Raw genomic sequence first — 12,001 nt, 5'->3', positions numbered from 1 at the left:
ATGTCATTCCTGGACCAACCACCAGCAGCTACAACAAACAAGAAACACACTACCACATATGAAGATATTGATGAAAATACTCCTGATGGTCAGCAGCCTTGGCGTTGCCAGTTTCCTGACCTCATGCCAGAGCGGCACGACGTACGTTCCGCCCACGAGCGCCGTGAGTTGCAGCAAGTGCGGAACCATTTATTTCCAAGCTCCCTCCACCAACGGAGTTGGAGCAGCCGGTGCCAAGGGCGGCTTCATCACCCTGCGCACTGCCAGCCGCATGAGCTGCCCGGATTGTGAGAACAAGGTCGTCGCCTGGGTGAAGACCGGCACCTTCACCCAGCACGTCTGCGCCACTTGTGGTGGCACCATGCGTCACTGCACCAGGCACTAAGTCACGACCCAGCGTCATTCTAAAACCGAACCACCCTCATCATGAAAACGACACTGAATTCCACCCTGGCCGCGCTGAGCGCCCTTCTCGTCACCCTCGCCCTCTCCGGTTGTGAGAGCGGTCGCCATCGTCACGGCGACAGCGGCTGGCACAACATGGGCACTGGTCCCAAAGACAGCAGGCCGATGCCTGATGAAAACATGCCCGTCCGCCGCTGAGATGACGCGCCAACAGGTGTACGCACTTCTATCTGGATATGCCTTGGTGTTCGAAACTCTTTGAGATCCAAGGCAGGGTTATACCCCCCCTTTGGCACTATCCGTCTCCGACAGGCAGCAGTGCCGAAACAACGGCACCAGAGGCTTCCCGAACCCGAAGTACCTCTGCCGCCGTGACCACATGCCATCATCCACACCATGAAAGCCATTCCCATATTACTCATCTGCCTCGGTCTCGCTTCCTGTGGCAAAACCTCGAATGCTGGCTCCTCCCCGCTCACCACCTGCCTCGTCTCCGATGAAAAACTCGACGGCATCGGAGAGCCCCACGTCTTCACGCATGAGGGCACCGAGGTGCGCCTGTGCTGCGAGTCGTGCCTGGATGACATTAACAAAGAGCCTGCCAAACACATGGCGAAGTTGAAACCATGCCCCATCAATGGCATGGACTCGATATGATGAAATCTTCCACACATGGCCGGGCGGCGGTGCGAGTTACCCGCATCGTTCTGGCATCGGCCTGTTGCTTTTCAGCCGCTTGTGTTGGCATCAAAACATCGGGCGAGCGTGATTCGCGGGAACAGGTGCAGAAGGTGCTGAGCAAATACCGCCCGGCAGATGCAGCGCCGAGCCTGCCACCACTGCGCAGTGGTGGTTCGCCGGAGACATTCGTGCGCTACGCCATCTACCAGCATCCACAGGTCGAGGCGGCGTATTACGAATGGCTGGCATCGGTGGAGAAAATCACCCGCGAGCGCTCCCTGCCGGATCCGCGGCTGACGTTTCAGTCAGACATCACGCGAATGATCCTGGCGGTGATGCCGGGGCTGATGCTGGACTTCCCAGGCCCGGGCAAACTGCGCGCGGCGGCCAATACTGCCACGGCGGAGAGCGTGATGAAGTACTTCCAGTTTGAAACGGCGGTGCTGCAGGTGGCCTACGGCTTCAAGAAGGCGTGGTATGAGCTGCGGCTGGTGGATGAGCGCATTCGCGTCATCCAGGAGATGGTGACGCTGCTGCAAGACCTCGAAAAGCTCGCGCAGTCGCGCACGGAGGTGGGCAAGGGCACGTTGCAGGATCTGCTGCGCACGCAGATGGCAAAAGAGCGGCTGCAAACTGAGTTGACGAATCTGCGCGACTCACGGGGTTGGTTCGTGACGCAGTTCAAGGCCGCGCTCGGACTCGGCGCGGGTGATTCAACACCGCCACTGCCCCGGGCGCTGCAATCCTCACCTCTTTCCACCAGTGGCGATCAGATTCTCGCAACGGCGCTGGCGAGGAATCCGCGCCTGAAGACCATGGAGGCCGATGTGCGGCGTGCGGAAGCGGCGCTGGTCGTGGCGCGGAAGACACGCCTGCCAGATTTCGCGCTCGGTGTGATGGCGGACGTGAAGGCGTCTCCCGTGATGGTGCGCCCTTTGGGTGGAATGACCCTGCCCATCTGGCGCGACAAGATCGCAGCGGAGATCACTGGTGCGCGTGATCTGGCAGGCGCTTCGAAAGCCCGGCTCTCCAATGAGCGGCTCACGCTGACCGTGGAGGTGGCGATGAAAAGCTACCAGTATCGCGAAAGCACCCGCCTGCTCGCGTTGCTGCAAAACAGCCTGCTGCCAAAGGCGAAGCAATCGCTGGATGTCGCGCGTTCGGGGTATTCGACCGGCGGGACGGATTTCATCAACCTGATTGATGCTCAGCGCACACTGCTGGAGTTTCGCCTGGCTGAGGTCGAAGCGCGCATCAAGCGCGAACTGGCCTTGGCCGATCTGTCAGTGCAAGTCATGGGCGTGCCGCCGTCGGGCGCTCCTTTTCTCGATCCATCCAGGAGGTAACATCATGTCCGCTTCATCCATCCATCGTCTCTTGCTCGCCAGCATCGCGGCGGCACTCGTGTTTGTCAGCTTGAGCTGCGATGATTCCAATTCCGGGGCTCCCGCCCCAGCGGGCCAGGTCTGGACCTGCTCCATGCATCCTCAGGTGCGGCTGCCGAAGCCGGGCAAGTGCCCGATTTGCTCGATGCCTCTGATTCCGGCAAAGGCCGCTGCTCCCAAATCAAATCGCTACAGGTCCTCTATGATGCCTGGTGAATTCAGCGACACGCCGCGCAAAGACAGCATGGGGATGGACATGGTGCCGATGGAGGACTCCGGCGCATCCATGCTCACGCTCTCCGAGCACGCCCGCGCCATGGCGAGCGTGGAAACTGTGCCCGTCGAGCGCCGCCAGATCACGCATGAAATTCGCGCGGTCGGCAAGGTGCAGTACAACGAGTCCGCGCTCGCCGTGATCAACAGCCGCGTCGAGGGCTACATCGAAAAGCTCTACGTGGACTTCACCGGAGTGCAGGTGAAGAAGGGCGACCATCTGGTGGAGATCTACAGTCCTGACCTCGTCCTCGCGCAGCGGGAACTGCTCGTCGGCCTCGAAGGTCCGGCGAACAACGCCTTGATCGAGGCTTCGAAGCTGAAACTGCTGCGCTGGGGACTGACGCAGGAGCAGGTGGACGATCTGGTGCAGAAGCGCAAGGTCAGCGAGCGCGTCACCTTGTTCTCGCCCATCGACGGCACCGTCACCGAGCGCATGGCCGTGCAGAAGGCCATGGTGAAAAGCGGCGAGATGCTCTACAAGCTGGCGAACCTGGAGTCCCTGTGGGTCTATCTCGACATCTACGAATCCGAACTCGGCTGGGTACAGCAAGGGCAGGCTGTCACGATCCAGGCGGAGGCTTATCCCAGCGAGTCGTTCACCGGCCGTATCTGGTTCATCAATCCCGTGCTCACGGAAGAAAGCCGCACGGTGAAAGTGCTTGTAAACATCGCCAACACCGATCAAAGGCTGAAGCCCGGCATGTTTGTCAGCACCATCATCCGCGTGCCGGTTCTGGCGGATGGCAAAGCCGCGCCGACGGGACTCGGCGGCCAGTTCACCTGTCAGATGCATCCGCAGATTCTGCAAGCTCAGGCGGGCGCATGTCCGCGCTGCGGCATGGCACTGACGGTCATCCCCGGTGGCAAAACCAAGCCTACCGACGCCGAATTGAGCGTGCTGGCCGTGCCCATCGCCGCCGTGCTCGACAGCGGCATGCGCAAACTGGTGTATGTGGAACATTCGCAAGGCGAGTTCATGCCGATGGAGGTGAAGCTCGGCTCGCGTGCCGGTGATTTTTATCCCGTGCTCGACGGCTTGAAGGAAGGCCAGAAGGTGGCGGTGCGCGGCAATTTCCTGCTCGACAGCCAGTTTCAAATTCAGGGCTTGCCCAGCTTGTTTTACGCGGAGGGCCAGGCTCCCGCCGCTGGTCATCAGCACGGTGGTGTCCCCGGATCGAAACCCGCCGCCGCACCCGCCGCCGCAGCGGCAGGCCATGAGGGCCATGCCGCACCGAAGCCCGTCGAGCACAAACACTAGGCCATGACTACTGCTCTCATCCGCTGGTGCCTCAAGAACGGCTTCCTGGTCTTTGTTTTCATTCTTGCTCTGCTCGGCGGCGGCTACTACGCGCTGCAAAACGTGCCGGTGGATGCCATCCCCGACATCGGTGAGAAGCAGGTCATCGTCTTTGCCGACTGGCCGGGCCGTTCGCCGCAGGACGTGGACAATCAGGTCACCTATCCCCTCACCACGAGCCTCACAGGCACGCCTGGTGTGAAGACCATCCGCAGCATGTCGGGCTTCGGCTTCTCGATGGTCTTCGTCATCTTCAAAGACGACGTGGACTACTACTGGGCGCGCTCACGCGTGCTGGAACGTATCAACGTCGCCCAACAACGACTTCCCTCCAGTGTCACTCCGGTTCTTGGCCCCGATGCCACGGCGCTCGGCCAGGTCTTTTGGTACACCGTTGAGGGTGAAGGCTTCGATCTCGCCGAACTGCGCAGCATCCAAGACTGGTATCTGCGCTATCAGCTCAATGCCGTCGAAGGCGTGAGCGAGGTGGCGAGCATCGGCGGTTTCGTGAAGCAGTACCAGATTGACGTGCATCCCGATAAAATGCGTGCGCAACGGGTGACGCTGTTCGACGTGTATGAGGCCATACGAAAGGCAAACATCGACGTCGGTGCGAAGGTGCTGCAGAAAAACGGCCTGGAGTTCTTCATCCGCGGCGTCGGCTTCATCAAATCGACGGAGGACTTGGAGAAGGTCGTCATCCGCCAGGAGCAAGGCACGCCGATCCAGATCAGGCATGTCGCCACCGTGACACTAGGACCGGATTTCCGCCGTGGTTCGCTCGACAAGGCGGGAGTCGAGGCCGTGGGCGGTGTGGCTCTGATGCGTTACGGCGAAAACCCGCAGCATGTCGTCGAGCGGCTGAAGGCCAAGCTCAAGCAGCTCGAAGCCGGCCTGCCGCAGAAGACACTCCCGGACGGTCGCATCTCGAAGGTTCACATCGTGCCGTTCTACGACCGCACAGACATCGTCAACGAGACCATCGACACGCTCAAGGAAGCACTGAGCGAGGAGGCGCTCATGGCGAGCGCGATCATCCTCATCTTCCTGCTGCATCTGCGCAGCACGGCCTCGGTGCTCGTCACGCTGCCACTGTCCGTCTGTCTCTGCTTCATCCTCATGTTCGCCTTCGGCGTGGACTCGAACATCATGTCGCTCGCAGGCCTCGCCATTGCCATCGGCGACGTGGGCGACATGGGGATTATCATGACGGAGAACATCTACCGTCACATCGCGCTGGCCGACCCGAAGAAATCGCATTTCGAGCGGGTATTCGAGGGCGCGCGCGAGGTGGGCGGCGCGATTGTCACCGCAGTGTCGAACACCCTCGTCTCCTTCATCCCGGTGTTTTTCCTCACCGACCAGGAGGGAAAGCTCTTCCGCCCGCTCGCCTTCACCAAGACCTTCGCCATCGGCGGGAGCGTCATCCTCGCGCTCACCGTCGTGCCGCTGATGTGCTATTACTTGTTCCAGCCGGTGAAATGGTCGCGCCGCACCGTGTGGAAGATCGCCCTCAGCATGGGCATCGCCTCGGTGTTCGCCACACACGCGATTTTCATGTGGGCCATGGCAGGCTCGCACTACAGCGGCTGGCCGATGTCCGTAGTCGTCGGCGTCATTGTCATGCTGGCCGTGGTGCGCATGACGCGCGAGCGCTTCCTGCCGATGGAGGAAAACCCGGTCTCACGCGGCATTTCTCGCGTCTATGTGCCGGCGCTGCGCTGGGTGCTCGACCACAAGAAGACCTTCATGATGGCCCCGATGGTGATCCTCTTCACCGGCATAAGCATCTGGCTCGGCATCGGCGTGACCTTGAAGCCCGTCGAGTGGATAGCCAACCTCGGTGCCGACGAGCCGCGCGTGCAACTGGGCGAACTGCGCTGGCAAAAAATTCGTCATGGTGACGAACCGCCCAGCCATCGCTTGCTCTGGCGCAAACAAAGCGAGGTCGATGCACACAATGAGGTCAAGGAAGGGCTCACCCTTGTTTCGGAAACTCGCATCGTGCCAGGCATCGGGCGTGAGTTCATGCCACCGCTGGATGAAGGATCGTTTCTCTACATGCCCTCGCTGTTGCCGCAGGGCGGCCTCGGCCCAGCCATTGAGGTGAATGCGAAGCAGGACATGGCCATCGCCACCGTGCCCGAAGTGGAAAGCGTCGTCGGCAAGCTTGGACGTGCTGAGTCCGCGATTGATCCCGCTCCCATCGGCATGATGGAGAGCATCATCATCCTGAAGCCCGAGGACGAGTGGCGTCATGTTCCGGTGCAGCGCTGGTTTTCAAACTGGCCCGGCTGGCTCAAGGCACCACTGGCATGGATAGCGCCGGAGCATCGTCAGATCACGAAAAACGAAATCCTCACCGAGTTGCAGGAGAAGACCGCCATCCCGGGCGTGCTGCCGACTTTCCTTCAACCGATCCAGACCCGTCTCATCATGCTCCAGACCGGCTTCCGCGCGATGATGGGCGTGAAGATCTACGGCGGCGACCTGAAGGAGATTGAGCGCATCGGCCTGCAAATCAACTCTCTGCTCAAGGAAGTGCCTGGTGCCACCGACATCGTGGCCGACCGCATCGTCGGCAAACCGTATCTCGAATTCCACATCGACCGTGACCGCATCGCTCGTTACGGCGTCAACATTCGCGACGTGCAGGACGTGATCGAAGTCGCCATCGGCGGCATGAACCTCATGGAATCCGTCGAAGGTCGCGAGCGCTATCCCATCCGCGTGCGCTACCTGCGAGAGTTCCGCGAGGACATTCCCGAGCTGGAGAAAATCCTCGTCTCCACCAGCAGCGGCGCGCAGATCCCGCTCACCCAGGTCGTCACCATCAAAAGCGTGCTCGGCGCGCAGGAGATCAAGGGCGAGCGCGGCCTGCTTGTCGGCTATGTCACCATGAACACGCGCGACCGCGATGAAGTCAGCGTCGTGGAAGATGCCGAGCGGCTCTTGCAAACCGCTTTGAAGGACGGACGCCTCAAGCTTCCCGCCGGTTACTATTGGGAGTGGAGCGGCCAGTTTGAGAATCAGGTGCGCGCCACCAAGCGCATGCAGATCCTTGTCCCAATCTGCCTCGCCATCATGTTTCTCATGCTCTACCTCGGCTTCAATCGCTGGTGGCTCTCGCTCATCATTTACTTCGGTGTGATTGTTTCCGCATCCGGTGGCTTCATCATGCTGGGAATATGGGGGGTGAATCTGTCCGTGGCGGTCTGGGTGGGCTTCCTCGTGCTCTTCGGCGTCGTGGATGATGACGGGGTGGTGATCGGCACCTATCTAGAAGGCTTGTTCGATGATGGCCGGAAATTTAGTTCCATCAGAGAGATTCGCGATACCGTGATCGACGCAGGACTCAAACGCATCCGCCCCTGCCTCATGACCGCCGCCACGACTATCATTGGTTTGATGCCGATCTTCTGGTCCACCGGCCGCGGCTCCGATGTCATGATCCCGATGGCGATTCCGTCGGTAGGCGGCATGTCCATCAGTCTCATCACCCTCTTCATCGTGCCCTGCCTTTTTTGCGCGTTCGAAGAATGGAAATGGAAGCGCGCGCAGGGGCTCGCACGGAGCGAAAAAGTGCCGGAAACCACAAACACTCTGGAAACGATATGAGCATGTCCCACCCAAATTCCGTCTCAACCTGTGCGAGGAATGTGACCACTGGAGCGCAAATTCGCATCGGCGTGATGGGTTCTGCTGCGGAAATCGGCGATTCGGCACTCATTCAGCAGTGCCGCAGCCTTGGGCGTGCCATCGCGGATCAGGGCTGCTGCGTTCTCACGGGGGCATGTCCGGGCATGCCGCATGAAGTGGTGCTTGGCACCAAAGAGGCCGGCGGCCATTCGATGGGCATTTCACCCGCCGTGCATCTCAGGGAGCACATCGACACCTTCACCTCGCCCTACAAAGAATATGATGTGATGATCTACACTGGACTCGGTCTCATGGGCCGCGAACTGATCAACATCCGCAGCAGCGACATCATCGTCGTGGTCGGCGGGCGCTGCGGCACGCTGGGCGAGTTCGCCATTGCCTACGAGGAAGGCAAGCTCATCGGCGTGCTCACTGGCACAGGCGGCATCACCGACGTGCTGCCACAACTGGTGGGCAGCCTGGGCAAGAAGACTGGCTCTGAGGTGATGTATGACTCAAACCCAGAGCAGCTCATCACTCGGCTGTTGCAGCGTTTCCAATCGCCTGACTACGAATGCACCTGCAAGCCAGAGTCCTGCTGCTGTGAACCTGCGGAGAACCCATGATTGGCCATGAACCGCCCACATCTGTTTCTCGCGCTGCTCTGGCATCAGCATCAGCCATGCTACGGTGACTTCTCACACTCGGAATCTGGCGGTTGTTTTCCTGTGCCGTGGGTTCGGCTGCACTCGTTGCGTGACTACTACTCGATGGCGGCGATGGTGGCGGACTTCCCAAAAATCCATCTCACCATCAACCTGACGGCTGTGTTGCTCCGGCAAATCGAGGACTACATCGAGCGTGACGCCACCGATACTGCGCTTGAATTGACCCGAACCCCGACTTCCGATTTGACCGGCGAACAGCGCGAGGGAATCAGCAAGACGTTCTTCGATGCGGACTGGCACAACGAGATCTATCCCCACCCGCGCTACAAGGAACTGTTCGACCGGCGCGGACGCGGACAGATGCTGGACGACCGGGATGTCACGGACCTGCGGATGTGGTTCAACCTGGCGTGGTTCGCGCCGGAATTTCAGCGTGGTGAAGTGACGTTGCCCGATGGGGCGAAGGCTTCCGTGCAACGCTTCATCGAGAAGGCCAGCGACTTCAGCGAGAACGACATCACCGCGATGATCGAGGAACAGTTCAAGATCATGCGCAACGTCGTGGCCATCCATCGCCGCCTTCAGGACACCGGGCAGATCGAGGTTTCGACAACGCCTTTTTACCATCCGATTCTCCCGCTTCTGCACGACAGTGATCTCGCCATCTTGGATCGCGATGGCGCGTTCCTGCCCCAACGTTTTGCCTACCCAGAAGATGCGGAGGCGCAAACGGCAAACGCCGTCGAATTCTACACACGCCTGTTTGGCCGGAAGCCCTCCGGGATGTGGCCGGCGGAGGGTGCGGTCGGCGAATCTGTCATCGCGCACTTTCGCAAACACGGCGTACGTTGGATCGCGAGCGACAGGGGTGTTTTGCAACGCTCTGGCGAATGGGGCTATGAAGCACATCGATCAGAATTGCTGGCCAAGGCCTGGCGTGCGGGCAGCGACAACCCGGACGATTGCGTGTCCATCTTTTTTCGTGACACCGCCCTTAGCGACGCCATCGGCTTCCACTACGGCAGCATGGAGCCTCAGAAGGCCGTTGATTACTTCATTGCCAGTCTCAAGCAGCACCACTTCTCGGGCGGGAATAACGAAAGAATCGTATCTGTCATCCTCGACGGTGAGAATGCCTGGGGATCGTATCAGCAGGCAGGACGACCGTTTTTCGCCGAGCTTTATCGGCGGCTCAGCACCGATAGCGGAATCTGTACCGTCACCTTTGACGAGTGGCTGCGCGGCGCGGCAGAACGCGGCATCGCGCCGCATCCAATCACGGAACAGGAGCGGGTGTGCAAACTGGCCCACGCATCATGGATCGACGAATGCGGTTCGCGTCCCGGAAACGATCTTGGCACCTGGATCGGCGAGCCGGATGAAAATGCCGCCTGGGACTTGCTGCGGGAAGCGCGGGAGAAGCTGTGCGGTGCTGGCGCGACACCAGCGACAAATCCGCGAGCATTCGATGCCCTTTATGCAGCCGAAGGGAGCGACTGGTTTTGGTGGTATGGCGATGACCAGCATTGCGACGCCGAGCCATTGTTTGACGATCTGTTCCGTCAGCACCTGAAAGCCGCTTACCAGCTCGCCGGCCTTGAAACGCCTGCCAGCCTGGACCGGCATATCGTGCCGCGTGTCGTGACGTGGAGTTTCCTTGATCAAGTGCGGCGCATTTCGCCGCGCGACCGGCTTCGTTTCAAAGCAGGATGCCCCGGTGCCTTGAGATGGCGTATGCAAAGTGAAGACCATTTCCACGAACTGCCACTCGTTCCGAGCGGCGGTGTCATGGCCGGTCAAAATAACTACACGGCCACCCTGGGACCATTCAACGATGCTGACCGGCGCATCGAGTTCCGCTTCCATTGCGGCTGCGTGCCCGTCTGCCATTGCCGGACCGACGATCTGTGCTGTGACGGCACGCCTTACACCGTCTGGATTGCCAAATGAGCGGACGCGATTGAAAAAAGTCGCAGCATGAAATGCACACTCAAACCGAAGCGATGCGGAGCCACGCGCTGCGCCGCTCATTTAATATGACAGCCATGCATCAATAACGATTATCCACCAGACTTCACCGCGTCGCCGCTTTCGGCGCCGAGGAGTTGCTGACGCCTCCTTGGACACAGCATATGCGCGTACGCTCCAAAACTCACCACTGATGAACACCGCAAGTTTTTTGGAGTTCCCGCAATCCGCCAATTAAAGACCGTAGCATCTCCCGCATGTTTGATTTCCACAAGGCAAAACACATGAACAAGCACCCAACCGTTCAATTTCTCGGTGCCGCACGCTGCGTCACCGGCTCAAAATATCTGCTGCGCACCTTGGGTGGCACCACCCTCATCGACTGCGGCCTGTTCCAAGGTTTGAAAAAACTGCGCGAGCGAAACTGGGAGCCGCTGCCGATTCCCGCGAAGGAGATTGACCAAGTCATCCTCACGCACGGACACATCGACCACTCCGGGTATTTGCCGAGACTGCACAAGGAAGGATTCACCGGACCGATCTACTGCACGCCATCCACAGCTGAGCTGCTGGCCTTGCTGCTGCCGGACTGTGGCCACCTCCAGGAGGAGGATGCCAAATATGCCGCTAAAATGGGCTTCTCCAAACATGCCGTGCCACTGCCGCTCTTCACATCAGAGGACGGGCGAAAGGTGTTGCAATTGCTGCGCACGGTGGACTTCGGCCGCAATGGAGGAGCCGGTGCGGGCCTGAGTTTCCGCTATCATCCAACCGGGCACATCCTTGGCGCCGCCAGTCTGGAGATCGAAATGAACGGAACGCGCCTCTGGTTCTCGGGCGATCTGGGGCGCTATAGGGATGAAGTGATGAACCCACCGGAGCCGGCGGGCGAGGCTGACTATGTGTTCATCGAGTCCACTTATGGCAATCGCCTCCATCCCGCTGGGGATATGCGAATGGAGCTCGCGGCCATCATCAATCGCACCGTCGAACGTGGCGGGTGCATCGTTATTCCTGCCTTCGCGATCGGGCGGACGCAGACGATGCTTTATCACATCCGTCGCCTCGAAGATGCAAAGCTCATTCCGAAACTGCCGGTGTACATCGACAGCCCGATGGCCGTGGATGCCTCCGCGCTGTACTGCAAGTTTGGCAACGAACAGAACCTCAGAATCGACCTCACCATGCGGGCCGGTGACTGCTGCCCGCTGCGTTGCCATGAGGCTCACTTCGTCAGATCCCCCGAAGAATCCAAGCAGCTCAACTTCCTCCGTGCGCCTGCAATCATCATCTCCGCCAGCGGGATGGCTACAGGAGGCCGGGTGGTTCATCATCTCGCACGCCGTCTTCCCGACAGCCGCAACACCGTCTTGCTCGTTGGATTCCAGGCCGAAGGCACGCGCGGACGCCTGCTGCTGAATGGCGCAAAGGAACTCAAGATGCACGGGCAGTTCATTCCCGTGAAGGCAGAGATCGCCTCTGTTTCGGGCCTCTCTGCCCACGGTGACCAGAGCGACCTCATGCGCTGGCTGGGCACATTCCGCCGCGCACCGCGGCAGACTTTCATCGTGCATGGCGAGGATGACGGCATGGCTGGATTGCAGAGCGCAATAGAAACCAAGCTCGGATGGCCCACGTACATCCCTGAATACCTGGAGACCTTCGGTTTTCAAGGCGGCTGA

Annotated in this window: 9 protein-coding genes; all 9 read left to right on the top strand. The window is 60.0% G+C overall.

Annotation, left to right across the window (positions count from 1 at the left end; genetic code table 11):
- Positions 1-70 precede the first annotated feature (70 nt).
- The 9 genes from AC3RLQ_RS23915 (at position 71) to AC3RLQ_RS23875 (ending at position 12,001) form a co-directional block, all read left to right on the top strand.
- Positions 71-385, top strand: coding sequence for a hypothetical protein (locus AC3RLQ_RS23915; protein WP_493031172.1), 315 nt, complete (start codon positions 71-73; stop codon positions 383-385).
- A 41-nt stretch (positions 386-426) separates the two neighbouring features.
- Positions 427-603: a hypothetical protein gene (locus AC3RLQ_RS23910; RefSeq protein WP_493031171.1), complete on the top strand. Its 177-nt coding sequence runs from the start codon at positions 427-429 to the stop codon at positions 601-603.
- Between the two features lie 198 nt (positions 604-801).
- On the top strand, positions 802-1,062 hold the full coding sequence (locus AC3RLQ_RS23905) for a hypothetical protein (protein WP_493031170.1): 261 nt from the start codon (positions 802-804) through the stop codon (positions 1,060-1,062).
- The gene (locus tag AC3RLQ_RS23900; RefSeq protein WP_493031169.1) at positions 1,059-2,432 is read left to right on the top strand and encodes a TolC family protein; all 1,374 of its coding nucleotides are present in this window, start codon (positions 1,059-1,061) and stop codon (positions 2,430-2,432) included. Before AC3RLQ_RS23905 ends, AC3RLQ_RS23900 begins: the two co-directional genes overlap by 4 nt.
- A 4-nt stretch (positions 2,433-2,436) precedes the next feature.
- The gene (locus AC3RLQ_RS23895; protein WP_493031168.1) at positions 2,437-4,005 is read left to right on the top strand and encodes an efflux RND transporter periplasmic adaptor subunit; all 1,569 of its coding nucleotides are present in this window, start codon (positions 2,437-2,439) and stop codon (positions 4,003-4,005) included.
- A gap of 3 nt (positions 4,006-4,008) precedes the next feature.
- Complete coding sequence (locus AC3RLQ_RS23890; protein WP_493031167.1) at positions 4,009-7,662, top strand: efflux RND transporter permease subunit; 3,654 nt, start codon at positions 4,009-4,011, stop codon at positions 7,660-7,662.
- A 2-nt stretch (positions 7,663-7,664) separates the two neighbouring features.
- The gene (locus AC3RLQ_RS23885; protein WP_493031166.1) at positions 7,665-8,309 is read left to right on the top strand and encodes an SLOG cluster 4 domain-containing protein; all 645 of its coding nucleotides are present in this window, start codon (positions 7,665-7,667) and stop codon (positions 8,307-8,309) included.
- Between the two features lie 6 nt (positions 8,310-8,315).
- Positions 8,316-10,301: a glycoside hydrolase family 57 protein gene (locus AC3RLQ_RS23880; protein WP_493031165.1), complete on the top strand. Its 1,986-nt coding sequence runs from the start codon at positions 8,316-8,318 to the stop codon at positions 10,299-10,301.
- Positions 10,302-10,603: 302 nt separating this feature from the next.
- On the top strand, positions 10,604-12,001 hold the full coding sequence (locus tag AC3RLQ_RS23875) for an MBL fold metallo-hydrolase RNA specificity domain-containing protein (protein WP_493031164.1): 1,398 nt from the start codon (positions 10,604-10,606) through the stop codon (positions 11,999-12,001).

It is taken from the genome of Prosthecobacter sp. GW821-HT29F12, from assembly GCF_058803405.1.
The sequence above is the reverse complement of the archived record's forward strand: the minus strand, read 5'-3'. Positions and strand labels throughout refer to the sequence as shown.

Coding starts and splice junctions, on each gene's coding strand:
- AC3RLQ_RS23905 (WP_493031170.1), top strand. CDS start 802: ATGAAAGCCATTCCCATATTACTCATCTGCCTCGGTCTCGCTTCCTGT.
- AC3RLQ_RS23900 (WP_493031169.1), top strand. CDS start 1,059: ATGATGAAATCTTCCACACATGGCCGGGCGGCGGTGCGAGTTACCCGC.
- AC3RLQ_RS23880 (WP_493031165.1), top strand. CDS start 8,316: ATGAACCGCCCACATCTGTTTCTCGCGCTGCTCTGGCATCAGCATCAG.
- AC3RLQ_RS23915 (WP_493031172.1), top strand. CDS start 71: ATGAAAATACTCCTGATGGTCAGCAGCCTTGGCGTTGCCAGTTTCCTG.
- AC3RLQ_RS23895 (WP_493031168.1), top strand. CDS start 2,437: ATGTCCGCTTCATCCATCCATCGTCTCTTGCTCGCCAGCATCGCGGCG.
- AC3RLQ_RS23875 (WP_493031164.1), top strand. CDS start 10,604: ATGAACAAGCACCCAACCGTTCAATTTCTCGGTGCCGCACGCTGCGTC.
- AC3RLQ_RS23890 (WP_493031167.1), top strand. CDS start 4,009: ATGACTACTGCTCTCATCCGCTGGTGCCTCAAGAACGGCTTCCTGGTC.
- AC3RLQ_RS23910 (WP_493031171.1), top strand. CDS start 427: ATGAAAACGACACTGAATTCCACCCTGGCCGCGCTGAGCGCCCTTCTC.
- AC3RLQ_RS23885 (WP_493031166.1), top strand. CDS start 7,665: ATGTCCCACCCAAATTCCGTCTCAACCTGTGCGAGGAATGTGACCACT.